The following is a 22,981-nucleotide window of genomic DNA, read 5'->3' as shown; positions in this document are numbered from 1 at the left end:
GTGTCGTGTCTTTCGCGGCGTCGCGCCTCCCTTCGGGGCATGGCACACGCCGGAGCAGTCGTCATTCGAACCTGGCTTGTCTATCCGGAGATCACACGTATGTTGAACCGCCGCACCCTTCTCACCACCGCTGGCGCCACCGTTGCGCTGGCCACCCCGCTCGCCGGCATGGCGCAGGGCCGGAAGGACGCCATCGTGATCGGCATGGCGCTCGAGCCGCCGGGGCTCGACCCGACCACCGGCGCGGCCGCCGCCATCGCCGAGGTCGTGCACTACAACATCCTCGAGACGCTCACCAAGATCAACGCCGACGGCAGCGTCACGCCGCTGCTGGCCGAGAGCTGGGAGGTCTCGCCCGACCTGAAGACCTACACCTTCAAGCTGCGGCGCGGCGTGAAGTACCAGAACGGCGAGCCCTTCAACGCCGCCGCCGTCAAGTTCTCCTTCGACCGCGCCGGCGGCGAGAAGAGCACCAACAAGGACAAGCGCACCTTCGCCAACCTCGCGACGCAGGTGGTGGACGACTACACCGTCGTCGTCATCAACAAGGAGATCGACCCCGACCTGCCCTTCGTGCTGGGCCAGGCCACGGCCGTGATCGTCGAACCCAAGAGCGCCGAGACCAACGCCAGCAAACCGGTCGGCACCGGCCCCTACAAGCTGGACAACTGGGCCAAGGGCTCGTCGCTCACGCTGAGCAAGTGGGAGGGCTTCCGCAGCCCCGCCACCGCGAAGATCAACAAGGTGACGTTCCGCTTCATCTCCGACACGGCCGCGCAGGCCGCCGCCATGCTGTCGGGCGACGTCGACGTGTTCGCGCGCATCGGCACGCGCGTGGTGCCGCAGTTCAAGGCGAACCCGCAGTTCCAGGTCATCCTGGCAGGTTCGCGCGCCAAGACCATCCTGTCGATCAACAACAGGAAGAAGCCGCTCGACGACGTGCGCGTGCGCCGCGCCATCCTTGCGGCCATCGATCGCAAGGCCGTGATCGAAGGCGCGGCCGACGGCTTCGGCGTGCCCATCGGCAGCCACTACGTGCCGGGCGCGGCGGGCTATGTCGACACCACGGGCATCAACCCCTTCGACGTCGAGAAGGCCAAGAAGCTGCTGGCCGAGGCCGGCGTGAAGACGCCGCTCGAACTGACGATGACGCTGCCGCCGCCGCCCTATGCGCGCCAGGGCGGCGAGGTGATCGTGGCCCAGCTCGCCAAGATCGGCATCGTGGTGAAGATTCAGAACGTCGAATGGGCGCAGTGGCTCAGCGGCACCTACGGCAACAAGGACTACGACCTGTCGATCATTTCGCACGTCGAGCCCTTCGACCTCGGCAACTATGCCAAGCCGGACTACTACTGGGGCTACCAGTCGAAGGCCTTCAACGCGCTGTTCGACAAGATCAAGTCCACCGGCAATGCGGCCGAGCGCAACAAGCTGCTTGGCGACGCACAGAAGATGCTTGCCACCGACGCGGCCAACGGCTTCCTGTACCAGCCGCAGTTCCCCACTGTCGCGAAGAAGAACGTCAAGGGCATCTGGAAAGAGAACCCGATCTTCGTGAACGACCTGTCGGCACTGTCGTGGGGCTGAGCGACCTGTCCGTCCAGGAGCTTGCCGCTGCCTACCGCAGCCGCGAACTCTCGCCGGTGGAAGTCACGCAGGCCGTGATCGCGCAAGTGGAACGCTGGGAGCCGCACTTGCAGGCCACCTGGCTGTTCCGGCCCGAGGCCGCGCTCGAACAGGCGCGCGCCTCGGAAGCGCGCTGGCAGCGCGGCGATGCACTCGGCCCGCTCGATGGCGTGCCCGCGACCATCAAGGAAAACATCGCCACGCGCGGCGACCCGATGCCAGCCGGCACCGCCGCGGTCGACCTGAAGCCCGCTGCGGCCGACGCGCCGCCAGCCGCGCGCCTCAAGGAAGCCGGTGCGGTGATCGTGAGCAAGACCACCATGCCGGACTACGGCATGCTGTCCTCGGGGCTGTCGAGCTTTCACACACTGGCGCGCAACCCGTGGGACTTGCGCCTGACGCCGGGCGGCTCCAGCGCAGGAGCTGGCGCCGCGGCGGCTGCCGGCTACGGCCCGCTGCACCTGGGCACGGACATCGGCGGGTCGCTGCGCCTGCCCGCGAGCTGGTGCGGCATCTTCACGCTGAAACCGAGCCTGGGGCGCATTCCGATCGACCCGCCCTACATGGGCCGCGCCGCTGGGCCGATGACCCGCACGGTGGGCGACGCGGCGCTGATGATGCAGGCGCTGTCCCGGCCCGACGCGCGCGACAGCATGAGCCTGCCGCCGCAGGACATCGCCTGGGCAGGCTTCGACGTGGCACCGGACCATCTGCGCGGCCTGCGCATCGGGCTGCTGCTCGACGCGGGCTGCGGACTGGCGGTCGAGCCCGAGATCCAGGCAGCGGTGGAAAACGCCGCGCGGCTGCTCGAGAAGGCCGGCGCGGTGATCGAGCCGATGCAGCCATTCATGTCGCAGGCCATGCTCGACGGCATGGACCACTTCTGGCGCATGCGCTCGCTGGTGGACATGAAGGGCCTGCGCGCCGACCAGCGCGCGAAGGTGCTGCCGTACATCCGCGAATGGGCGGAGAGTGCGGCCGAGTTCAGCGGCGAGCATGTGTTCCGCGGCTTCAGCCAGTTCCACGCCACGCGCGTCGCCGCCGTGGCTGCATGCGCGCGCTTCGACTACGTGATTTCGCCCGTGTCGCCGAACATGCCCGCGGCAGCCGAAGCGCCCTCACCCACGAACGATCCCCTGCGTCCGCTGGAGCACATCGGGTTCACGGTGCCGTTCAACATGTCGGAGCAGCCGGCGGCTTCGGTGAACTGCGGTTACTCGGCGAGTGGATTGCCGATCGGGCTGCAGATTGCCGGCCAGCGCTTCGACGACCTCGGGGTGCTGCGCGTGTCGCGCGCCTTCGAGCAGATCCGCGAACCGCAGCGGCCCTGGCCGTTGCCGCCCGGCCGCTGACGGGAAGCGTCAGGTCGCCGCATACCGCCCCGGCTTGTGGTTGATCCAGAGAAAAAGCCCCATCACCACGGCAGCCAGCACCGACCACCCGACCCGCTGCGGCGGAATCACGAACAGGGCGAGCAGCACCACCGTGCAGTCGATGCCGATCTGCACTTTGCCCGCGGGCCAGCCACGCTTTTCCTGCAGGTACAGCGTGAGCACCGTCGCGCCGCCCAGGCTGGCGCGGTGGCGGGCGAGGAACAGGCAGCCGGTGCCCAGCAACAGGCCGCCGAGCACGGCCGCGAAGGCCGGGTGCAGGGAGTCGATGGACAGGTAGCGCGGCGCCAGGTCGGTCATCACCGAGAGCAATGCGATGGCCGAGAAGGTCTTGACCGTGAACGCGCGGCCCATGTGGCGCCAGGCGAACCAGTAGAACGGCAGGTTGACCAGGAAGAACAGCTTTCCGAAGCTCAGGCCGGTGGCGTAGTGCAGGAGAAACGCGACGCCGGCCGTGCCGCCTGTAAGCAGCCCCGCCTGGCCGAACAGCATCATCGCGATGGCGACGAACAGCGTGCCCGAGAAAATGGCCTGTGCGTCGTCGGAGCGGGTGTGGCGCAGCAGATTCGGCGCAGTTGTGGGAGGTGGCGCATCCATGACAGGGGCTGACGCAAATCCCGCGCCACCCCTGGAGAGATTCTTCACATCAGGTGGGTTGCCAGCATCTCCCTCGCCCGGGTCACGAATGCGGTTTCGCCCTTGCGCCCCGACAGGAGCTGGAAAGCGACACGCGGCAGGGCCGGCAGACCGTGCGGTGCCGCCAGCCGCGTCACGCCGTCGCTGATCGAGGACTCGTTGAGGCAGGCAACGCCCAGCCCCGCGGCCAGCGCGGACTGCAGGCCCGCGACACCCGACGCGACGTGCGCGAGCGTATAGGGCACGCGCCGGCGCCGCAGCAGCGCCACGGTGAACTGATGCAGCGAGCAGGTGTCGGGCAAGGCCAGCAGCCGCACCGGCTCCCCGCGCGCGAGCCGCATGCCCTCCGCGCCGAGCCACACCAGCGATTCGCGCCGCAGCACCGCGCCCCGAGCCTGCGGCGTGGAAGCCCCCGCGATGTTCATCGCAAGGCCCACGTCGAAATCGCCGTGCGCATAGGCCGCCCGCAGCGCATCGCTCTTCAGGATGCTGACGTGCAGCCGCACCTGCGGATAGCTCTCGCCGAGCCGCCCCAGCAGCCGCGTCAGGTCGCCGGGGCGGAAGTAGTCGGTGACCGCGAGGCGCAGCTCGCCATGCAGCGTCTCGCCATGCAGGTCGCGAAATGCTTCGTCGCTCAGCGCGAGGATGCGCCGCGCATAGCCCAACAGCCGCACACCCGCCCCGGTGGGGGCCACGCCTGCCTTGCTGCGCGTGAGCAGCGACTGCCCTGCCCGCTCTTCCAACTTGCGGATCTGCTCGCTCACTGACGACTGCGAGAGGAAGACGCGCGGCGCGGCCGCCGTGAGGCTGCCAGCGTCGGCGACGGCGGCCAGCGTGCGCAGTTGCTCCAGGTCGAATCCCTGCATGGTCAATCCATCCGTTTATCCGATGTAATTCATCATATCTTCCCGCTTTTCCGATGACCAGGAGGCTCCCACAATCACCCCATCGACAACCCATCCATCCAAGGAGCCAGTCATGCCCCACATCGTCGTCCACCTCTCCGGCCAACCCGACGCCGACCTCACCCGCAAGACCGTCGACGCCGTCGCCGAGCTCACCCAGAGCGTGCTGGGCAAGCAATTGCCTGTGATCGCCATCACCGTGCAGTACATCGCCGCCGACGCCTGGTTCATCGGGGGCCAGTCTTTGGCCTCGCTCGGCAAGTCTGCGTTCCACCTCGACATCAGCGTCACCGACGAGACCAACACCAAGGCCGAGAAGGCGCGCTACCTGCGCGAGGTGCATGCGGCCATGGCGAAGATCCGGCCGGACCTGCACGAGGTGTCGTACATCCACGTGATCGATGCACGCGGCGCGGCCTACGGCTACGGCGGCAAGACGCAGGAGTACCGCCACCAGCAGGCCGGCGTCTGACGACGGATCGTTGAAGCATCGCCGGGGGCATGGCACGATGCCGCCATGCCCCCCGGAAAAACGCTCGCCGACAGCCTCGGCAACACCCTCACCCTCGGCGACCCCGCCAGCCTGCCGCTGGTCGACGATTTCGTCATGGGCTTCATCTCGACCGAGGCGCGTGCAGTCAACCTGCTCGCCGTGGCCGAAGCCGATGCGAGCCCGATCGTGCAGGCCTATTGCGCCACGCTGCACCTGTTCGCCGAGTCGCGGGAGGCCGTCGCCAATGCCCGCCCGTTCCTTGCGAAGGCCCGTGCCGGCGCCGCGCGCGCCACCCCGCGCGAGCAGCGATACATCGCGTCCGTCGAAGCCTGGGCCGACGGTGACATCGCCCGCGCCATCGCGCTGCACGCCGAGCAGGCCCGCGAGCATCCGCGCGACCTGGTGTCGGTCAAGCTCGGCCAGTACCACTGCTTCAACACCGGCGACTGCCCCGGCATGCTTAAGCTCGCGCTGGCGGTGCTGCCGCATGCGGCCGACGTGCCCTACGTGCACGGCATGGCGGCCTTCGGCTACGAGCAGTGCCACCTGCTGCGCGAGGCCGAGGCCAGCGCCCGCCATGCCATCGCCATGTGCCGCAAGGAGCCGTGGGCGCACCATGCGCTGGCGCACGTGATGCTCACCGAAGGCCGGCTCACTGAAGGGCTGGCGTTCATGCAGGGCGTGAGCGACACGTGGAGCGGGCTCAACTCCTTCATGGTCACGCACAACTGGTGGCATGTGGCGCTGTTCCTGATCGACCTGGGCCGCGATGCCGAGGCGCTCGCGGTGTACGACGAGCACGCCTGGGGCGTGGTCAAGGACTACTCGCAGGACCAGATCGGCGCCGTCTCGCTGCTCGCGCGGCTCGAGCTCGCGGGCATCGACGTGGGCGCGCGCTGGAACGACGTGGCGGGCTACCTGCGGCAGCGCCAGGCCGACCACGTGCTGCCCTTTCTCGACCTGCAGTACCTCTATGGCCTGGCGCGCGCCGGGCGCCCCGAGGCGGCGGTTCTGCTGCGCAACATAGTGGCCTTCACGCCGAACGCACCGGCATCGACGCGCGCGGCATGGCAGCGCGTGTGCGTACCGGCCGCGCATGGGCTGGTGGCGTATGCGCGCGGCGATCTCGCGGCAGCCATCGAAGGGCTGGGCACTGCCCTGCCGCGCATGATCGAGATCGGCGGCAGCCACGCGCAGCGCGACCTGTTCGAGCAGGTGTATCTCGATGCGCTGGTGCGCAGCGGCACGGAGGCTTCGCTGTCCGCTGCCCAGGGCATCCTGCAGCAGCAGCTCAATGGCCAGCCCGAGTCGCTGCGCCTGCGCCGGCAGACGGCGGCGGTGTACGAGCGCCTCGGCCTCGGGCAGCTTGCGACGCACGCCTGAGCGCATCTGCGAGCACCGCCCGGCAGCCCATGCCTTCAGGTCATGGGGCATGGTGCAAAAGGAATTGGCGATGGCCCGGAGGCGGCTCCTAAACTGGCCGCTCCCTATCGACAAGAAGCCTTCAAGGCACCATCGCCCATGCGCAAGTCTCTCGTCACGCTGGCCGCGCTCTCAGCCCTCGCACCCTTCGCACCCACCCTGCATGCCGCCGACGGAACGCCCGTCGCGCTGGACCTGCTGCTGCGCGGCGGCACCGTCTACACGGGCGACTCCGACACGCCGGTGGTGGGCGATGTCGGCATCGCGGGCGATCGCATCGTGTTCGCGGGCAAGGCGGCGCCGGCGCAGTTCACGGCCAGGCGCGTCATCGATGCCACGGGCATGGTGGTGGCGCCGGGCTTCATCGACGCCCACACGCATGCGGATGCCGACCTGCACTCGAACGATCCGAAGAAGCGGCTGAACATCCCGTTCATCACGCAGGGCGTGACCACCGCGGTGATCGGCAACGACGGCTTCGGCGGCTTCGACATCGCGGCGCAGGCGCAGAAGCTGCGTGCCACGCCGGTAGGCACCAACGTGGCCATGTACGTGGGCTTCGGCCCGGTGCGCATGAGCGAGTTGGGCGAGGCCAACCGGGCACCGACGCCCGAGCAGCTCGAGGCGATGAAGAAGCGTGTGAGCCAGGGCATGTGCGAAGGCGCCCTTGGCCTTTCGACCGGGCTCTTCTACACGCCGCAGAACTTCTCGAAGACCGAGGAGGTCATCGAGCTCGCGAAGGTGGCGGCGCGGCACGGCGGCCTGTACGACAGCCACATCCGCGACGAGTCCATGTACAACATCGGCCTGAAAGGCTCCATCGACGAGGCGATCCGCATCGGCCACGAGGCGAAGCTGCCGGTGCACGTGGCGCACATCAAGGCGCTGGGCGTCGACGTGCAGGGCCAGAGCGGCGACATCATCAAGCGCATCGAGAAGGAACGCGCGGGCGGGCTGGACATCACGGCCGACCACTATCCGTGGACCGCGTCGAGCACGCGCTTCTCGGCCGCGCTGCTGCCGCCCTGGGCCAACGAGGGCGGCCGTGCGGCGACGCTGCAGCGCTTCGACGACGCCTCGCAGCAGGAGCGCCTGCGCAAGGACGTGCGCGAGAACCTGCGGCTGCGCGGTGGCCCCGAGGCCATCCTGTTCTCGGCCGGCAGCACGAAGTACGTGGGCAAGACGCTGGCCGACGTGGCCAAGGCATCGAACGCCGATCCAGTGGAAGCCGCCATCGCGGTGCTGCGCGACGGCGACCTGATGATCGCCTCGTTCAACCAGAGCGACGACGACGTACGCGCCTTCATGAAGCGGCCCTGGGTCATGACCTCGTCCGACTCGTCGCTGGGCCATCCGCGCGCCTACGGCACCTTCGCGCGCAAGTACGAGCAGTACGTGGTGAAGGAGCACACGATCTCGCTGGCGCAGTTCATCCGCAGCAGCTCTTCGCTCACGGCCGACACGCTGGGGCTGAAGCAGCGCGGGCACCTGCGCCCTGGCTACTACGCGGACGTGGTGGTGTTCGACCCGGCGCGCTATGCGGCGAAAGCCACCTACACGCAGCCTGCGCTGCTGTCGGAGGGCGTCAGCACGGTGCTGGTGAACGGCCAGCTCGCCGTCGATGACGGCAAGCCCACGGGCGTGGGCGCTGGCCGGCCGCTGCTGCGCATGCCGAAGGCCGGCAGCTGTAGCTGAGGGCTCTCCTCAGTCCTTGTCCTTCAGGTGCCGCGTCTGGTCGTAGGTCGGCTGCGGCGGCAGGTCGGCCAGGTGCCGCGTGTCGGCCCATTCCACGATCTCGATCGCCTCGGGCTCGGCCGGATCGGCGATGCGGATGCGGTTGAAGCCCGCGTTGGGAATGTCGCTGCGGCGCGGGCCGCTCAGGCTCAGGCCCCTGGCGGTGCGCCACACCATGTCAAGCACGCCGCCATGGGTGACGACGATCAGGTGCTGGCCCCGATGTTCCGAGGCGATGCCGCCCAGCGCCGCGATGATGCGCGCGTGGAACTCGCGCGCCGTCTCGCCCTCGGGCATGGCGTGGTCCTCGCGGAACTCCAGCCATTCTTCCCAGGCGCGCGGATGCAGGTTCTGGATTTCGTCGGAGCGCATGCCTTCGACCACGCCGAAGAACTGCTCGCGCAGCGCCGCCGAGGTCACCACCGGCAGCGACAGCTGCGACGCGGCGGGCGCGGCAGTCTGCTGCGCACGCATCAGGTCGCTGCTGATGATGTGCTGCACCGCGCTCTCGCCGGCCAGGCGCAGGCCGATGCGGCGCGCCTGTTCATGGCCAATGTCGTTGAGCGGGACGTCCGCGTGCCCCTGGAAGCGCAGTTCGCGATTCCAGGCGGTTTCGCCATGGCGGATGAGGATCAGGTCGGTGGTGGTGTCGGGCTTGGGCGTTGGCATCGGCGTCCATTTTCCACCGCATTCGCGCAGAATCTCTCTCCATGCCCAATCTCATCCTGCTGCCCGGTCTCGCCTGCGACGAGCGCATCTGGGAAGCCCAGTTGCTCGCACTTCCCCCCGCCTTCGGCGCTCGCGTGAGCGACGCCCAGCGGCACCACGACACCATCGAGGGCATGGCCGCCGCCGTGCTGCGCGACAACGACGGACCGCTGGTGCTGTGCGGCGCCTCGATGGGCGGCATGGTCGCCATGGAAGCGGCCCGCCAGGCGCCCGGGCGCATCGCGGGGCTCGCGCTGCTCGGCACCAGCGCGCGGCCCGAGACGCCCGACATGTCCAGGCTGCGCGCAGGCGCCATCGAATACTTCGAGCGCGGCGAGGTGCGCGACGTGATCGAGCCGAACGTCTACTTCGCCTTCCACCCCGCGCAGGCGGCCGATCAGGTGCTGGTGCAGCGCTATCTCGACATCGTGCTCGGCGCGGGCGCGCAGCAGCTCATCAGCCAGAACCGCGCGGTGATGCGCCGGCCCGATGCGCGGCTGCATCTTGCGTCTGTGCGCGTGCCGGTGCTGCTGGTGTGCGGCGACGATGACCGGCTCGCACCGCCCGAGTGCACGCGCGAGATGGCGGCGCTGCTGCCGCAGGCACAAGTCGCGTGGGTGCCTGACTGCGGCCACATGCTGACGATGGAAAAGCCCAAGTTCGTCAACGCCGCGCTCAACGGCTGGTTGGCGAAGCACTTCCCGGGCACCTGAGCCGCCTCGGCGGTTCAGTGCAACTGGCCGCCGGTTTCGGCGATGTCGCGCTTCACCGCGAGCGCGGTGCTCACGGCGATGCGCAGGGCCGCGATCATCGTTTCCAGCGACATGCTCGGCGCCCCCGGAAAGCGCGCCGCCTGCTCGGGCAGGTACGGAATGTGGATGAAGCCGCCGCGCAGCCCCGGCATCGGGTGCATTGCGATGCGGTGCATCAGGCCGTAGAAGATGTGGTTGCAGACGAAGGTGCCGGCGCTGTTCGACACCGAGGCCGGTACGCCGGCCGCGCGCAGTTTGCGCACCATGGCCTTGATCGGCAGCGTCGAGAAGTATGCCGCGGGCGCCCCGGGCACCACGGGCGAGTCGACGGGTTCGCGGCCCTTGTTGTCGGCCACGCGGGCATCGTCGATGTTGATGGCGATGCGCTCCGGCGTCACCTCCGCGCGCCCGCCGGCCTGGCCGACGCACAGCACCAGCTGCGGCTGGAGTTCGTCCATCGCGCTGGCGAGTGCGTCGATGGCCTCGCCGAACACGCAGGGCATCTGGCGCGCATGCACCGTCGCGCGGCCGACCTTCCAGCCGTCGAGCACGCGCACGGCTTCCCACGAGGGGTTGATGGCTTCCCGCTCGAACGGATCGAAACCGGTCAGCAGGACATCGATGGGCTTCGCTGCCACGGCCTGGCGCTCGCGTCCGCGGCCGTCAGGCCAGCGCCCGGACGGCAATGCCTTCCTGCTTCAGCCGTTCGCGGATACGGCTCGCGAAGGCCAGCGCGTGGGCGCCGTCGCCATGCAGGCAGACGGTCTGCGCATTGACGGGCACGATGCTGCCGTCGATGGCGGTCACCCGGCGGTCGCGCACCAGCGAGAGCGTCTGCGCGATCGACTGCTCCTCGCTCTCGATCAGCGCGCCGGGCTGGCTGCGCGGCACGAGGCTGCCGTCGGGCATGTAGCCACGGTCGGCGAACACTTCCTCCACGGGCACGAGACCGGCGCGGCGGGCCGCGTCGATCATGTTGCTGCCCGCGAGGCCGAAGAACCTGAGCGATGGATCGAAGCGTCGCACGGCCTCGCACAGCGCCTCGGCGAGCTCGGGGTCCTTCACGGCCTGGTTGTAGAGCTGGCCGTGGGCCTTCACATGCGAGAGCCTGCCGCCCTCGGCCTTCACGATGGCCGCCAGCGCGCCCACCTGGTAGAGCACGTTGGCCACGATCTCGTCGGGCGGCAGGTGCATGGTGCTGCGGCCGAAGTTCTCGCGGTCGGGAAAACTGGGGTGGGCGCCGATGGCCACGCCGTTGCGCATCGCCCAGCGCACGCACTGCTGCATGGTCTTCGCGTCGCCTGCGTGCCAGCCGCAGGCGATGTTGGCGGAACTCACGAGCGCGAGCAGTGCTTCGTCGTTGCCGGCGCCTTCGCCGAGGTCGGCATTGAGGTCGATTTGCATGGTGGGCTTCCTCTTTTCGCGATTTCCCGCGAAGTCTATGTCGCGCTCGGCCAGCCTGCAGCGGCCAGACCCTGTGCCACCTGCGACAGGTAGCGCTGCTGCGCGGCCCATGCAGCCAGCGCCCTCGGCTGGTCGACCTGCACGAGGCGCAGTTGGCCGTTGAGCGGCGCCTGCGCGAGCTTCCAGAGGTCGGCGCGGATGACCACGCCGATGCGCGGATAGCCGCCTGTGGTCTGCGCATCGCCCATCAGGATGATCGGCTGGCCCGAGGGCGGCACCTGGATCGTGCCGGGAATCACGCCCGACGAGAGCATGTCGCCGCTGTGTTTGCGCTTGAGTTCGGCACCCGCGAGCCGACTGCCCATGCGGTTGCTCTGCGGCGTGATGCGCCAGCGCTCGCCCCACAGCAGTTCGCGCGCGGCCGGCGTGAACAGCTCGAACTCGGGACCGGGCAGCACGCGCAGGACGATGGCACCGTCGTCTTCGTCGGGGCCCCAGTCGGGACCGCGCAGGCCGAAGGCACGGCGTTCGCGTTGTGCCGCATCGAGAGAGGAGGCACCTGTCGGGAGCCGGTCGCCCTTGCGCAGCGCACGGCCTTCGAGGCCGCCGAAGCCGGCCTTGAGGTCGGTGCTGCGCGAGCCGAGGACCGGGGGCACGTCGATGCCGCCCGCCACCGCGAGCCAGCTGCGCAGGCCGGTCTTCTTGACGCCGGGCGCGTTGGCACCGGCGAGCCTGAGTGTCTGGCCGGCCGCGACCGGCACGCTCCAGCAGGGCCACAGCGGCACGCCGTCGAGGCTGGCGCCGAAGCCGTCACCGGTGAGGGCGATGCGCGTGGCGGCTTCGAACTGCAGCTCGCAGGCGCCCATCGTGAGTTCGAGGCCCGCCGCACCGTCGGCATTGCCGACGAGCCGATTGGCCAGCGTGAGCGACAGCATGTCGAGCGCGCCGCCCGGGCAGATGCCCAGCTGGCGATGGCCGTGCCGGCCCAGGTCCTGTACCGAGGCAAGTACGCCGGGCTTGCGTACGGCGATCATGCCTGCACGCTTTCTGCAACGAAGCGCACGCGGTCGCCAGGGCGCAGCAAGGTGGGCGGTTCGGCCGCCGGATCGAACAGCTCCAGCGGGGTGCGGCCGATCAGCTGCCAGCCGCCCGGCGACACCAGCGGATAGATGCCGGTCTGCTCGCCGCCGATGCCGACCGAGCGCGCGGGCACGGCGGTGCGCGGCTCGGCCCGGCGCGGCGTGGCCAGTTCGGGCGGCAACCCGCCCATGAAGGCAAAGCCCGGCAGGAAGCCCAGCAGGTAGACGACGTACTCGGCGCCGCTGTGCCGCCGCACCACCTCGGCCGGCGTGAGGCCGGTGTGAGCCGCGACGTCGGCAAGGTCCGGCCCGTGCTCGCCGCCGTAAGCCACCGGGATCTCGACCAGCCGGCCTTCGACGGCACGGCTCGGCAGCCTGGGCCAGGCTTCGAGGACCTGCGCGGTGAGCGTGTCGAGATCCATCACCGTCGGGTCGAATGTGAGCGTGAGGTTGTTCATGCCCGGCAGCGTTTCGCCGACGCCCGGCCATTGCTGCGCCTGCCGGGCCAGCGCCCAGATGCGCTGCTGCTGCACCAGCGTGGCCGGCGCGGGCAGTTCGCACAGCAGCGCTGCATCGCCCAGCAGATGCAGGCGGGGCAAGGGGATGTCGCTCACCTCACGCCGGCCCGCAGTTCAGGCTGGACTTTTCGCGGAACACCGTGGAACCGGCTTTGCCGGGCCACCGGTGTTGCCTCCGGCGAGGGGGTTGGCGATGCGACACGAAGTGCACGCAGCCTGGGGGAGAGCCTATTCACGGCCGAGGCTGCGGACCTTGGCCGCCAGTTGCTGCCCCACATTGGGAGAGACGAACTTGTGGACTTCACCGCCGAGCATGGCGATTTCGCGCACGAAGGTGCTGGAGATGAACTGGTACTTGTCGCTGGGCGTCAGGAACACGGTCTCGACGTCGGGCATCAGCGAGCGGTTCATGCCGGCGAGCTGGAACTCGTAGTCGAAGTCGGTCACGGCACGCAGGCCGCGCACCATGGCCTTGCCGCCCCGCGCGACGACGAAGTCGCGCAGCAGGCCCGAGAAGCTCTCGACGGTGACCTGGTCGCTGTAGGGCTTCACGGCATCGCGGGCCATGTCCATGCGTTCGGAGAGCGTGAACAGCGCCTTCTTGTGGTGGCCCGCGGCGACCGCGACGATCACCTTGGAGAAGAGCTGGGTTGCGCGCCGCACCACGTCCTCGTGACCGAGGGTGATGGGATCGAAAGTGCCGGGGTAAACCGCGATCACGTTGCTGGCCATGGTTGCTTCTTCCTCATGCTGCCGGTGCGGCTTGTCCGGCGGATTATGCAGTCCTATCCGCCGCGCGCCGCAGCAGATGGGCATGAACGGCGCCGGCCTTGAGGTAACGAAAACCGACAAGGCCGAAGGCGGCAAGTTCTTCGTCGCTCCAGCGGCGCGGCGCTTCGAGGTACACCGAGCCGCCGTCACGCAGCGAGCGCGCGGCGGCGCGCAGCGCCGGCTCGTAGAGCGCCGTGCTGTCGAATGGCGGATCGAGGAACACGGCATCGAGGCTGCCGGCCGGCACCCGTTCGAGCGCGGTCACCCCGTTGCCGCGCTCGATGCGCACGGACTCGGCGGCCAGCTTGGTCTTCGTGGCCTGCAACTGGGCGGCCAGTGCGGCGTCCTGCTCGCACAGCAGCACGTTCGCAGCGCCGCGCGAGGCGGCCTCGAAGCCGAGCGCGCCGGTGCCCGCGAAGGCGTCGACGCACTGCCAGCCGGGCAGTTCGCCGCCACCGGCGCCGGCCAGGCTTGCGAGCCAGTTGAACAGCGTTTCGCGCACGCGGTCGGGCGTGGGGCGCAGGCCGGGCTTGTCGGCCACGGCGAGGCGGGTGCGCTTCCATTCGCCGCCGATGATGCGCACTTCGCTGGGCCGCGACGGACGCTTGGGTGCAGCAGGTGCGGAAGGACGTTTGGCGGGGGCGGCTTTCTGGGGCATGCGGCGAGCTTAACGCCGCCGTCCGGGCACCTTCTCAGATGCCGGCCAGTGCGCGCCGCGCCAGCATGGCCGCCAGCACGAGCATGGTTCCGCCCACGAGTGCGTCGAGCATCCGCCAGGCGCGCGGACGTGCGAACACCGGCGCGAGAAGCCTTGCGCCGAAGCCCAGCGAGGTGAACCACAATGCACTTGCCGTGGCCGCGCCCGCCACGAACCACAGCCTGAGCAGCCCCGCGTACTGCGCCCCCGCGCTGCCCACGAGCAGCACCGTGTCGAGATAGACATGCGGGTTCAACAGCGTGAAGCCGGCCGCCTGCGCCACCACGGCCGCGCGCGACAGCGAAACGCCCCCCGCCGTGGCCTGCAGCGCGGCGGACCGGCGCGAACGCCAGAGCGCCTTCAGTCCGTAGCCGCAAAGAAACGCCGCGCCGAGCCCCGCGAGCACCGTGGCCAGCATCGGCCGCCCCTGCAACGCCTGCGCCATGCCGGCCACCCCCGCGCCGATCAACACCGCGTCGCTGGCCGCACAGAACAGCACCACCGCGCCCACGTGCTCGCGGCGCAAGCCCTGGCGCAGCACATAGGCGTTCTGCGCGCCGATGGCGACGATGAGGACCAGGCTCATGAAGAGCCCATTGGCGAAGGCGGTGGTGGCGTGTACGGCTTGCATGCTTCGAGCTTGCCGCTGGATGCAAGTTAACTCAAACTAAACTTTCTAACGCAAGTTCAGTTTCTCTTTATCACTATGCTCGACTACGCCGCCCTGAACGCCCTTGCCGCCGTCGTGCGCGAAGGCAGCTTCGAACGCGCCGCCCGCGCCCTGAACGTCACGCCCTCGGCGGTGTCGCAGCGCATCAAACAGCTGGAGGAACGCACCGGCGGCGCGCTGCTGGTGCGCGGCCAGCCCTGCGTCGCAACGCAGGCCGGCCTGCAGCTGTGCCGGCATGTCGAACGCGTGGGCATGCTGGAGCACGAGCTGCGCGATGCCCTGCCTGCCCTCGGCATGGCCGGCGACAAGGCGGGCGGCGAGCGCGTCACAGTGCGGGTGGCCGTCAACGCCGACAGCCTTGCGACCTGGTTCATGGCGGCTGCCGCGGCCTTCGCCGCGCAGGAGCCGGCCGCGCTGCTCGACCTCACGGTGGACGACCAGGACCACACGGCCGAACGGCTGCGCAGCGGCGCGGTGCTCGCGGCCGTCACCGCGCTGGCCCAGCCGGTGGCGGGCTGTAACAGCGAGGCGCTCGGCACGATGCACTACGTGGCGGCGGCCAGCCCCGCGTTCGTGCGCGAGTATTTCGCCAAGGGCGTGGGCGCCCGCACGCTGGCGAGCGCGCCGAGCCTGGTGTTCGACCGCAAGGACAGGCTGCAGGCACGCTGGGTGCGCCGCATCTGCCACCGCAACGTGGAGACGTCGCGCCACTGGATTCCCTCGCCCAATGCCTTCGTCGAGGCGGCGTGCGCGGGCATGGGCTGGGGCATGCATCCGGCCAGCATGGTGGCCGATGCCATTCGCGAAGGGAAACTGGTGGAGCTGGTGCCCGGCTCGACGCTGCCGGTGCCGCTCTACTGGCAGCAGGCGCGCGCCGCGCCGCGGCTGCTCGAAAGGCTGGGAGCGGCGGTGCGCGCAGCCGCCCGCCGCGGCCCGCACGCCCTGGCGTGACCGGCTACGGCTACGGCTGCGCCTTGGCGGTCTTGGCGTCCTTGCCGCCCACCACCACCGTCACCATGCGCTCGGGCTGCAGCTTGCGCTGGAAGGCCGCCTTGACGTCGGCCGCCGTGACCGCGTTCATGCGCGCAGTCCAGGTGTCGAGATAATCAAGCGGGAGGTCGTGCCAGGCGATGTTGGCGACGTTGCCGATGAGCTTGCGGTTGCTGTCCAGCAGCAGCGGAAAACCGCCGATCAGGTTGTCCTTCGCGGCCTTGAGTTCGCTGGCGGTCGGGCCCTCGGCCACGAACCTGGCGACCACTTCGCGCGACATCTTCACCGCCTCCTCGGCCTGGTCGGGCCGGGTCTGGAAGCCGACGCGGAAGGCGCCCGCATCGAGCCCCGGCGCGAAGCCGCTGTAGATGCTGTAGGTCAGGCCGCGCTTCTCGCGCACCTCGTTCATCAGGCGCGAGACAAAACCGCCGCCGCCGAGCACGTAGTTGCCCAGCGTGAGGGCGAAGTGGTCCGGGTCCTTGCGCGGATAGCCGGGCTGGCCGACGAAGACGTGGGCCTGGGCCGAGTCGAAGGGAATGCGCTCGTCCTTCGGCGCTGCCAGCGCGGCCACCGGCGCGATGGCCGGCAGCGGTGTGCAGGACTCTGACGCCGGGAGCCGCGACAGCAGCGTGGTCGCCAGCGTCTCGGCTTCGACGCGCGTGACGGCGCCCACGATGCTGAGCTTGGCGCGGCACGGCACGATGAGCTGCTGGTAGCGCTGGCGCATGGCGGCGATGTCGATGCGCGCCAGTGTCTCTTCCGTCACTTCCTGCCCGTAGGGATGCACGCCGTACACCGCGTGCGCGAAGGCGCGGCCCGCGATGGTCGCGGGCTTGGTGTTGGCTTCCTTGATGGCCGCGTTGATGCGTTCGCGTTCGCGCTGCCAAACGTCGTCCGGAAAGGCAGGTTCGCCGATCTCGCGCGACGCCAGCGCGACCGCCTTGTTCAGCAGCGCGGGATCGGACAGCGTGCGCAGCGAGTAGCTGGTGCGGTCGGTGCCCGCGCTCACGTCGAAGCTGGCGCCCAGATCGGCCCAGGCTTCGCCCAGCGCGTTCTGGTCGAGCGCCGGTTCGCCGCCCTTGCCGGCGCGCACGCCCTTCTCCACCATGGTCGCGGTGGCGCTGGCCAGGCCGGCCTGCGCCGCGGGGTCGCGGCGGCTGCCGGCGTCGAAATCGACCTGCATGTCGACGATCGGCAGCGCGTTGGTCGACACGAGGTAGATCTTCGCGCCGTTGGCCAGCGTCCATTGCTGGATGGGCAGCGCGGCCTGCGCGCTGGTGATGCCCATGAGGGCCGCGCCTGCGAACAGGGCGCATTGCGCGATCTTCTTGAGAGTTTTCATGGAATCGGGACCTGTCTTTCAGCGCATTTCGCCTGCGGGCGCCGCGAAGCCGCGGCCGCGTGGCTTGGCTTCGGGCGGCAGGGGGCGCAGCGTGGCGACCGTGAGCTGGTCGTCGCCGAAATACTTGGCGGCCACCGCCTGCACCTGGGCAGCCGTGACGGATTGCAGCCGGGCGACGATGCGCTCGCTCGCGTCGAGTGGCAGGCCCTGGATCCAGTTGCTGCCGAGTTCGCGCGCCTGGGCCATCACCGAGTCGCGCTTGTAGGTCTCGCTCGCCACCCACTGGGTCTTGACGCGGGCCAGCTCGGCTTCGCCCACGCCGTCCCTGGCGACGCGCGCGACCTGCGCGCGCAGTGCGGCCTCGACCGTCTCGGCGCTCTTGCCGGCGGCCGGCACGCCGTCGAGCATGAAGAGCTGCGGGCCGCGGCCGATGAATCCCGAATAGGCACCCGCCGAATCGGCGACACGGTCGGGGCCTTGGGTCAGGGCGCGGTCGAGCCGGGCGCCGGCGTAGCCGTCGAGCACGGCCGACAGCACCACCAGCGCCCACGCATCGCTGTTCGCGTCGTCGATGTTGGCGAGCTGCGGTATGCGGAAGGCCAGCGACACGTACGCCTGCTCGGCCGGCGCCTTCAATTCGACACGGCGGATGCCGCGCTGCGCCGGCTCGGTGCGCGGCTTGCGCACGGGCACGGCGCGCGAGGCGATGCGGCCGTAGTACTTCTCGGCCATGGCGCGCACCTGGGCCACGTCGACATCGCCGGCCACCACGAGCACGGCGTTGGCGGGCACGTACCAGCGCTTGAGGAAGGCGCGTGCGTCCTCGGGCGTCATGGCGTCGAGGTCGCTCATCCAGCCGACCACGGGGCGGTGGTAAGGCGAGGCGGTGAAGACGGCGGCGTTCTGCTGCTCGCCGAGCAGCGCGCGCGGCTGGTCTTCGGTGCGCAGGCGGCGCTCTTCCTTGACGACCTCGATCTCGCGCTTGAACTCGTCGTCGGGCCACTGGTTGTTGGCGAAGCGGTCCGATTCGAGCTTCATCACCTGCTCGAGGCTGCCGGCCGGGATCTGCTGGTAGTAGCCGGTGTAGTCGCGGGTGGTGAAGGCGTTTTCCTGACCACCGAGGGCCGCCACGCGGCGCGAGAACTCGCCGGGCTTGATGTCCTTGGTGCCCTTGAACATCATGTGTTCGAGCGCATGCGCCACGCCCGAGGTGCCGTCGACCTCGTCCATCGAGCCCACGCGGACCCAGACCATCTGCACCGCCGTGGGCGAGCGCCGGTCGGGCTGGACGATCAGCGTCATGCCGTTGGCAAGCGTGAATTGCCGGGGGCCGGGCGCGGCTGCTGCGGCGGCGGGAGTCGAATCAGTCTGGGCCTGCGCAGGCATGGCCCATGGCGCCAGAAGCGCCATCGCCAGCACCGCACCAGACGCAGCACGGCGTGGCGGGAGGTGTTTCATAGAATGGGTCGGATTGTAAAAAGCTCCCGATGTTCAGTTTCTTCAAGAAAAAACCGCCTGCCGAGACCCCCGGTACGCCGGCTGCCAACCCGCCGGCCGCGCCGGCGCCCGCCCCGGAGCCCGCACCGGCACGCTCCGTGTTCTCGCCTTCGAGCTGGTTTGGTTCGAAGCCGGCGGCTGAAGAAACGCCTCCTGCGCCCCCGCCTGCAACACCACCCGTGCCGTCCCCGGCGCCTGCGCCCATTGCCGCGCCGCCGGTCGTGGCGGCGCCCGTACCGGTCCCCGCACCCGCACCGACTCCTGCTCCTGCGCCAGCGCCAGCGCCAGCGATCGAAGCCGCCGTCGCCACCGAACGCAAAGGCTGGTTCGACAAGCTCAAGACCGGCCTGCGCAAGACCGGCACCGGCATCCAGGCCGTGTTCGTCAACGCGCAGATCGACGACGCGCTGTACGAAGAGCTCGAATCCGCCCTGCTGATGGCCGACACCGGCGTGAAGGCGACCGAGTACCTGCTCGACGACCTGCGCGGCCGCGTCAAGCGCCAGATGGCCACCGACGCGGCGCAGGTCAAGGTGCTGCTGGCCGAGGCCATCGCCGACCTGCTCCGTCCGCTCGAGAAACCACTGGTCATCGGCCGGTTCACGCCCACCGTCATCATGGTGGCCGGCGTCAACGGCGCGGGCAAGACCACCTCCATCGGCAAGCTCACCAAGCACCTGGCCGACGAAGGCGCCTCGGTGCTGCTGGCCGCGGCCGACACGTTCAGGGCGGCGGCGCGCGAGCAGCTGCTGGTCTGGGCCGACCGCAACACGGTCGAGATCGTCAGCAACGAGGGCGGCGACCCGTCGGCCGTGAGCTTCGATGCGGTGAACGCCGGCAAGGCGCGCGGCAAGGACGTGGTGCTCGTCGACACGGCCGGCCGGCTGCCGACGCAGCTGCACCTGATGGACGAGCTCAAGAAGATCAAGCGCGTCGTCACCAAGGCCGACGCCACGGCGCCGCACGAGGTGCTGCTCGTGATCGACGGCAACACCGGGCAGAACGCGCTCGCACAGGTCAAGGCCTTCGACGAGACACTGGGCCTGACTGGCCTCGTCGTGACCAAGCTCGACGGCACTGCGAAGGGCGGCGTGCTGTGCGCCATTGCGCGCGAACGGCCGATTCCGGTTTATTTCATCGGCGTGGGCGAGAAGCTCGAAGACCTCGAGACCTTCAACGCCCGCGAATTCGCGCAGGCGCTTCTCGGATAGGAAGGAAAAAGCGGCCCCTGCTTGCGCCGGGGCCGCTTTCGCTTTCTATTTTTTCTCTCCCTTGCTCCCTGACCGGCTGCTGGAGGTTCAGAGGCCGAACAGCGACACCGGAACGCACAGCGAGCCGGTTGCGCAGTTGAGCGGCTTGAAATAGAGCGTCTTGATCGCGCCGCTGGGCAGCCCGATGCCGCCGACCAGCCCACCGCCCTTGGCGCCTTCGGTGTTGGCCTGCTGAATGAAGGCCGTGCTGCCGGGCTGGGGTTCCAGCGTGTAGAAGCTGAAGGTGGCCGACTGCGACAAGTCCTTCGCGTAGATCACGCCCCCGCCGTCGCCGAACAGGTACTCGGTGCGAGAGCGGAAGCCGCGCCCACCGCGCTCGTTGAGCTGGGCCAGGTAGGCGGTGTCGTTGCCGGCGATGTCGCCGATCTCGTAGGCATAGGTGGCGCCGGCGGCCGCATTCCTCTCGTAGATCGACACGGCACTGGGATCGCCCACGAGGAACGCGGGCGCCACGTTGTAGAAGCCCTCCGCGCCCTGCCCGTTGGCCTGGGCCAGGAACCCCGCCTTGTTCGCCGACAGCGGCTCGACCCGGTAGCTGAAGACGCCCTGCGCGCCGTTGTTCTTCCGATAGATGTAGAACTGGTCGCCGTTGATGATGTACGAACCCACCCACTGAAAACCGCGCGCGCCGACTTCATTGGCCTGGGTCAGGAAGGCGGCGTTGTTCGCTGTGATCGGATGGAGCTCGTAGCTGTAGGTGGTGTCGGCGTCGCGCACGTAGCCCTCGACCTGTTCGGCGGTGGTTGGGCTGGTCGTGAAGGCGAAGCCGCTCAGGAAGCGGAAACCGCGTGCGCCCTGCGCATTGAGGTTGGCGGCGAATGCCCCGCGGTTGCCTGCCAGCGGCAGTGCCTCATACATGAAGGTGCGCGTGGCCGGCACGGGAGCCGGCGCTGGCGGCGCGGGAGGCGGTGGTGCCGCAGGCGCAGGCGCAGGTGGTGGCGGGGGTGGCGTGCCGCCGTCACCGGGCAGCAGCGGAAATCCGCCGCCACCGCCCGCACCTCCACCACCACCGCATGCGACCAGGGCAAGTGTGCCCGCCACTGCAAGCGCGGCCGCCGCTCGTTTGAATTTCATTGAAGAACCTCCGCTGTCGATTGTTCGAATTGCACCGCTGCGGCCGGGACTGGCATGCCGCAGGGGGACTCCATCGAAGGTAGGGCGAGAGGTTGACTCTCGCCAGTGCCGAAAGTCATTGCATTCGCGGGTCGGGTGCGCGAAGCGGCCTCAGTGCATGGCGATGGATTCAGGCGGCAGGGCGCAGCGGCTGCTTCGCCGTGACGAGCTCCGCCATGGCCTGGAGCAGCGATGCTGCGACCACCGGCTTGAACAGGACCGGCACCCTCGATTCGCGCACGCGCTGCAGCCGATCGGGCGAGGTTTCTCCGGTGATCAGCAGCAGCGGCACTCCGGCGCTGCCGCCCTGCCCCTGGCTCAATCGCAGGCCCGCGTCTAGCCCATCGGCACCGTCGGCCAGGCGGTAGTCGCACAGCAGGAGATCGAAGGGACGGCGCTCGCCGATCGCCTGCCGCAGGGCGGCGGCAGCGCCAGCCTCGTCCGCCACGGCATGGGCGTCGATGGCATGGGAACGCAGCAGGCCGGTCATGGCTTCGCGGATTTCGAGTTCGTCGTCCAGCAGCAGCACGCGGCTGGGCAGGACCGGCGCGGGGCTGCTGCGCTTCTCGGTGGTCGCTCCGGTCATGGCGGCCGGTGCCGGCACCCCTGCCACCGCGCGCTCCGCCGCACTCACGGCCGGCACCACCACGCGAAAGTGCGTGCCCCGCCCCAGCCGCGAACGCATCTGCACCGGATGCCGGAGCAGCGACGACAGCCGCTGCACGATCGACAGCCCGATGCCGAGCCCCCGCGAGCGGTCGCGGCCCGGATTGTTGATCTGGTAGAACTCCTCGAAGATCCGGCCGGACTGCTCGGGCGCGATGCCGATGCCGCTGTCGCGCACCTCGATCCACACCGCGTCGCCGCGCTCGCGGGCCGTGACGGTCACGCCGCCCCGTGCGGTGTACTTGAGCGCGTTGTCCATCAGGTTCGACAGCATGCGGTGCAGCAGCTGCGGGTCGCTGTGCACCCACAGGCCGCTGGCGCGCACGCGCAGCTGCAGCTGCTTCTGTTCGGCCCGCGCCGCAAAGGTGTGATTGAGCGGCAGGAACAGCGCGTCGAGCTGCACCGGCTGCGGCACGGGCGTGATCACACCGGCGTCGAGGCGCGAGACGTCGAGCATGGTGTCGAGCGAAGCGCCCAGCGCGTTCACCGCGCGCATCAGGCGCTCGGCGTTGCAGCTTTCGGGGCGGCCGCGCAATTCGTTCTCGAGTGCGGCGCCGAACAGCGCGATGGCGTGCAGCGGCTGGCGCAGGTCATGGCTGGCAGCGCCGAGAAAGCGCGTTTTTTCTTCGCTCGCGCGCTCGGTCGCGGCGATCTGCTCGCCGAGCCGCGCGGCCAGCGCCTCGTTCTCGAAGCGCAGCATGAGCGATTCGGTCAGGAGCTTGTGCTGGCCGATGCCCGCGCGCAGCGTCAGCAGCAGGTAGGCCGCGCCGGCCGCAGCCAGGAAAAGATGCAGGCCGTCGCCCTGCCACGCCAGCGCCGTGAGCAGGCCCAGCGACATGGGCAGCGTGTAGCCGAACAGCGCGGCCTTCAGCGGCCACAGCGACTGTGCGGCGCGAGAGCAACTGCCCACGACGACGGCCATCAGCAGCGAGGTCATCGGCAGGTTGTCGTACGGGACGATGAGCCAGGGCACCACCGCCGTGACCATGCTGACGAGTGTGACCATGCGCGAAATCTTGCGCGCCCAGTACGCGCTTTCGCGCGCGGGGCGCGAGGGGTTCCATCGCGGCGTGAAGAAGACGTAGACATCGACCATCAGCAGACCGGCCAGCCAGAACAGCAGATTCGGGTTCTTCAGCTGCGAATAGATGATGGCGCCGAACACCACCACGAAGGCCATGTGGGTCAGCGTCGAAGTGCGATAGGTGTCGTAGACCGAGGCGACGTGCTCGCGCAGCACGCGCTGGGCGAGAGCGTGGTCGGCGGGCGGGTCGTTCGGCGCGACGGGCTGCACGC

At 69.5% G+C, this 22,981-nt stretch carries 22 protein-coding genes; 8 read left to right on the top strand and 14 right to left on the bottom strand.

Annotated elements, in window-relative coordinates; all coding sequences use genetic code 11:
• The first annotated feature begins 99 nt into the window (after positions 1 to 99).
• Positions 100 to 1,587, top strand: coding sequence for an ABC transporter substrate-binding protein (locus tag ACCD11_RS14610; RefSeq protein ID WP_413314405.1), 1,488 nt, complete (start codon positions 100 to 102; stop codon positions 1,585 to 1,587).
• Positions 1,578 to 2,978: an amidase gene (locus tag ACCD11_RS14605; protein WP_413314404.1), complete on the top strand. Its 1,401-nt coding sequence runs from the start codon at positions 1,578 to 1,580 to the stop codon at positions 2,976 to 2,978. Before ACCD11_RS14610 ends, ACCD11_RS14605 begins: the two co-directional genes overlap by 10 nt.
• Before the next feature lie 9 nt (positions 2,979 to 2,987).
• On the opposite strand, the gene ACCD11_RS14600 is transcribed toward ACCD11_RS14605, so the two are convergent.
• Together ACCD11_RS14600 and ACCD11_RS14595 are read right to left on the bottom strand one after the other, a co-directional pair.
• On the bottom strand, positions 2,988 to 3,614 hold the full coding sequence (locus ACCD11_RS14600) for a YitT family protein (RefSeq protein WP_413314403.1): 627 nt from the start codon (positions 3,612 to 3,614) through the stop codon (positions 2,988 to 2,990).
• Positions 3,615 to 3,658: 44 nt separating this feature from the next.
• Positions 3,659 to 4,519, bottom strand: a complete 861-nt coding sequence (locus ACCD11_RS14595) for a LysR family transcriptional regulator (protein ID WP_413314402.1) — start codon at positions 4,517 to 4,519, stop codon at positions 3,659 to 3,661.
• A 112-nt stretch (positions 4,520 to 4,631) separates the two neighbouring features.
• Here ACCD11_RS14595 and ACCD11_RS14590 point away from each other — a divergent pair, with 112 nt between their 5' ends.
• The 3 genes from ACCD11_RS14590 (at position 4,632) to ACCD11_RS14580 (ending at position 8,168) form a co-directional block, all read left to right on the top strand.
• On the top strand, positions 4,632 to 5,030 hold the full coding sequence (locus ACCD11_RS14590; protein WP_007836295.1) for a tautomerase family protein: 399 nt from the start codon (positions 4,632 to 4,634) through the stop codon (positions 5,028 to 5,030).
• 45 nt (positions 5,031 to 5,075) lie between these two features.
• A complete protein-coding gene (locus ACCD11_RS14585) occupies positions 5,076 to 6,434 on the top strand; it encodes a tetratricopeptide repeat protein (protein WP_413314401.1) in 1,359 nt (452 codons plus the stop codon).
• A 138-nt stretch (positions 6,435 to 6,572) separates the two neighbouring features.
• A complete protein-coding gene (locus ACCD11_RS14580; RefSeq protein WP_413314400.1) occupies positions 6,573 to 8,168 on the top strand; it encodes an N-acyl-D-amino-acid deacylase family protein in 1,596 nt (531 codons plus the stop codon).
• Between the two features lie 9 nt (positions 8,169 to 8,177).
• On the opposite strand, the gene ACCD11_RS14575 is transcribed toward ACCD11_RS14580, so the two are convergent.
• Positions 8,178 to 8,876, bottom strand: a complete 699-nt coding sequence (locus ACCD11_RS14575) for a histidine phosphatase family protein (RefSeq protein WP_413314399.1) — start codon at positions 8,874 to 8,876, stop codon at positions 8,178 to 8,180.
• A 41-nt stretch (positions 8,877 to 8,917) separates the two neighbouring features.
• Between ACCD11_RS14575 and ACCD11_RS14570 the strand changes: the two genes are divergently transcribed.
• Complete coding sequence (locus tag ACCD11_RS14570; protein WP_007836302.1) at positions 8,918 to 9,628, top strand: alpha/beta fold hydrolase; 711 nt, start codon at positions 8,918 to 8,920, stop codon at positions 9,626 to 9,628.
• Between the two features lie 14 nt (positions 9,629 to 9,642).
• On the opposite strand, the gene pcp is transcribed toward ACCD11_RS14570, so the two are convergent.
• From pcp to ACCD11_RS14535, 7 genes are all read right to left on the bottom strand, one after another.
• On the bottom strand, positions 9,643 to 10,305 hold the full coding sequence (gene pcp / locus ACCD11_RS14565) for a pyroglutamyl-peptidase I (RefSeq protein WP_413314398.1): 663 nt from the start codon (positions 10,303 to 10,305) through the stop codon (positions 9,643 to 9,645).
• 25 nt (positions 10,306 to 10,330) lie between these two features.
• A complete protein-coding gene (gene pxpA, locus ACCD11_RS14560; protein ID WP_413314397.1) occupies positions 10,331 to 11,071 on the bottom strand; it encodes a 5-oxoprolinase subunit PxpA in 741 nt (246 codons plus the stop codon).
• Between the two features lie 35 nt (positions 11,072 to 11,106).
• Positions 11,107 to 12,105, bottom strand: coding sequence for a biotin-dependent carboxyltransferase family protein (locus ACCD11_RS14555; RefSeq protein WP_413314396.1), 999 nt, complete (start codon positions 12,103 to 12,105; stop codon positions 11,107 to 11,109).
• Positions 12,102 to 12,749 (bottom strand): 5-oxoprolinase subunit PxpB, encoded by a 648-nt coding sequence (pxpB, locus tag ACCD11_RS14550; RefSeq protein WP_413314437.1) that lies wholly within the window; start codon positions 12,747 to 12,749, stop codon positions 12,102 to 12,104. Before pxpB ends, ACCD11_RS14555 begins: the two co-directional genes overlap by 4 nt.
• Before the next feature lie 147 nt (positions 12,750 to 12,896).
• Positions 12,897 to 13,400: a pantetheine-phosphate adenylyltransferase gene (gene coaD / locus ACCD11_RS14545; RefSeq protein ID WP_007836315.1), complete on the bottom strand. Its 504-nt coding sequence runs from the start codon at positions 13,398 to 13,400 to the stop codon at positions 12,897 to 12,899.
• A 43-nt stretch (positions 13,401 to 13,443) separates the two neighbouring features.
• Complete coding sequence (locus ACCD11_RS14540) at positions 13,444 to 14,097, bottom strand: RsmD family RNA methyltransferase (RefSeq protein WP_413314395.1); 654 nt, start codon at positions 14,095 to 14,097, stop codon at positions 13,444 to 13,446.
• 34 nt (positions 14,098 to 14,131) lie between these two features.
• The gene (locus tag ACCD11_RS14535) at positions 14,132 to 14,767 is read right to left on the bottom strand and encodes a LysE/ArgO family amino acid transporter (protein ID WP_413314394.1); all 636 of its coding nucleotides are present in this window, start codon (positions 14,765 to 14,767) and stop codon (positions 14,132 to 14,134) included.
• A 75-nt stretch (positions 14,768 to 14,842) separates the two neighbouring features.
• Between ACCD11_RS14535 and ACCD11_RS14530 the strand changes: the two genes are divergently transcribed.
• On the top strand, positions 14,843 to 15,757 hold the full coding sequence (locus ACCD11_RS14530; protein ID WP_413314393.1) for a LysR family transcriptional regulator ArgP: 915 nt from the start codon (positions 14,843 to 14,845) through the stop codon (positions 15,755 to 15,757).
• Between the two features lie 10 nt (positions 15,758 to 15,767).
• On the opposite strand, the gene ACCD11_RS14525 is transcribed toward ACCD11_RS14530, so the two are convergent.
• Together ACCD11_RS14525 and ACCD11_RS14520 are read right to left on the bottom strand one after the other, a co-directional pair.
• Complete coding sequence (locus ACCD11_RS14525; protein WP_413314392.1) at positions 15,768 to 17,138, bottom strand: M16 family metallopeptidase; 1,371 nt, start codon at positions 17,136 to 17,138, stop codon at positions 15,768 to 15,770.
• An 18-nt stretch (positions 17,139 to 17,156) separates the two neighbouring features.
• Positions 17,157 to 18,596 carry a M16 family metallopeptidase gene (locus ACCD11_RS14520; protein WP_413314391.1) on the bottom strand — a complete coding sequence of 480 codons (1,440 nt, stop codon included), beginning with the start codon at positions 18,594 to 18,596 and terminating at the stop codon, positions 17,157 to 17,159.
• 29 nt (positions 18,597 to 18,625) lie between these two features.
• Here ACCD11_RS14520 and ftsY point away from each other — a divergent pair, with 29 nt between their 5' ends.
• A complete protein-coding gene (gene ftsY / locus ACCD11_RS14515; RefSeq protein ID WP_413314390.1) occupies positions 18,626 to 19,846 on the top strand; it encodes a signal recognition particle-docking protein FtsY in 1,221 nt (406 codons plus the stop codon).
• Between the two features lie 87 nt (positions 19,847 to 19,933).
• On the opposite strand, the gene ACCD11_RS14510 is transcribed toward ftsY, so the two are convergent.
• Together ACCD11_RS14510 and ACCD11_RS14505 are read right to left on the bottom strand one after the other, a co-directional pair.
• Positions 19,934 to 20,980 carry a hypothetical protein gene (locus tag ACCD11_RS14510; protein WP_413314389.1) on the bottom strand — a complete coding sequence of 349 codons (1,047 nt, stop codon included), beginning with the start codon at positions 20,978 to 20,980 and terminating at the stop codon, positions 19,934 to 19,936.
• Positions 20,981 to 21,149: 169 nt separating this feature from the next.
• Positions 21,150 to 22,979 carry an ATP-binding protein gene (locus ACCD11_RS14505; RefSeq protein ID WP_413314436.1) on the bottom strand — a complete coding sequence of 610 codons (1,830 nt, stop codon included), beginning with the start codon at positions 22,977 to 22,979 and terminating at the stop codon, positions 21,150 to 21,152.
• Positions 22,980 to 22,981 lie beyond the last annotated feature (2 nt).

It is taken from the genome of Variovorax sp. Varisp36 (genome assembly GCF_047304235.1).
GTDB lineage: Bacteria > Pseudomonadota > Gammaproteobacteria > Burkholderiales > Burkholderiaceae_C > Variovorax.
This window is presented reverse-complemented; position numbering and strand designations above follow the sequence as displayed.

Bases quoted from the DNA above. Each gene is read 5' to 3' on its own strand.
- ACCD11_RS14610 (WP_413314405.1), top strand. From the start codon at position 100: ATGTTGAACCGCCGCACCCTTCTCACCACCGCTGGCGCCACCGTTGCG.
- ACCD11_RS14600 (WP_413314403.1), bottom strand. From the start codon at position 3,614: ATGGATGCGCCACCTCCCACAACTGCGCCGAATCTGCTGCGCCACACC.
- ACCD11_RS14595 (WP_413314402.1), bottom strand. From the start codon at position 4,519: ATGCAGGGATTCGACCTGGAGCAACTGCGCACGCTGGCCGCCGTCGCC.
- ACCD11_RS14590 (WP_007836295.1), top strand. From the start codon at position 4,632: ATGCCCCACATCGTCGTCCACCTCTCCGGCCAACCCGACGCCGACCTC.
- ACCD11_RS14585 (WP_413314401.1), top strand. From the start codon at position 5,076: ATGCCCCCCGGAAAAACGCTCGCCGACAGCCTCGGCAACACCCTCACC.
- ACCD11_RS14580 (WP_413314400.1), top strand. From the start codon at position 6,573: ATGCGCAAGTCTCTCGTCACGCTGGCCGCGCTCTCAGCCCTCGCACCC.
- ACCD11_RS14575 (WP_413314399.1), bottom strand. From the start codon at position 8,876: ATGCCAACGCCCAAGCCCGACACCACCACCGACCTGATCCTCATCCGC.
- ACCD11_RS14570 (WP_007836302.1), top strand. From the start codon at position 8,918: ATGCCCAATCTCATCCTGCTGCCCGGTCTCGCCTGCGACGAGCGCATC.
- pxpA (WP_413314397.1), bottom strand. From the start codon at position 11,071: ATGCAAATCGACCTCAATGCCGACCTCGGCGAAGGCGCCGGCAACGAC.
- ACCD11_RS14555 (WP_413314396.1), bottom strand. From the start codon at position 12,105: ATGATCGCCGTACGCAAGCCCGGCGTACTTGCCTCGGTACAGGACCTG.
- coaD (WP_007836315.1), bottom strand. From the start codon at position 13,400: ATGGCCAGCAACGTGATCGCGGTTTACCCCGGCACTTTCGATCCCATC.
- ACCD11_RS14540 (WP_413314395.1), bottom strand. From the start codon at position 14,097: ATGCCCCAGAAAGCCGCCCCCGCCAAACGTCCTTCCGCACCTGCTGCA.
- ACCD11_RS14535 (WP_413314394.1), bottom strand. From the start codon at position 14,767: ATGCAAGCCGTACACGCCACCACCGCCTTCGCCAATGGGCTCTTCATG.
- ACCD11_RS14530 (WP_413314393.1), top strand. From the start codon at position 14,843: ATGCTCGACTACGCCGCCCTGAACGCCCTTGCCGCCGTCGTGCGCGAA.
- ACCD11_RS14525 (WP_413314392.1), bottom strand. From the start codon at position 17,138: ATGAAAACTCTCAAGAAGATCGCGCAATGCGCCCTGTTCGCAGGCGCG.
- ACCD11_RS14520 (WP_413314391.1), bottom strand. From the start codon at position 18,596: ATGAAACACCTCCCGCCACGCCGTGCTGCGTCTGGTGCGGTGCTGGCG.
- ftsY (WP_413314390.1), top strand. From the start codon at position 18,626: ATGTTCAGTTTCTTCAAGAAAAAACCGCCTGCCGAGACCCCCGGTACG.
- ACCD11_RS14510 (WP_413314389.1), bottom strand. From the start codon at position 20,980: ATGAAATTCAAACGAGCGGCGGCCGCGCTTGCAGTGGCGGGCACACTT.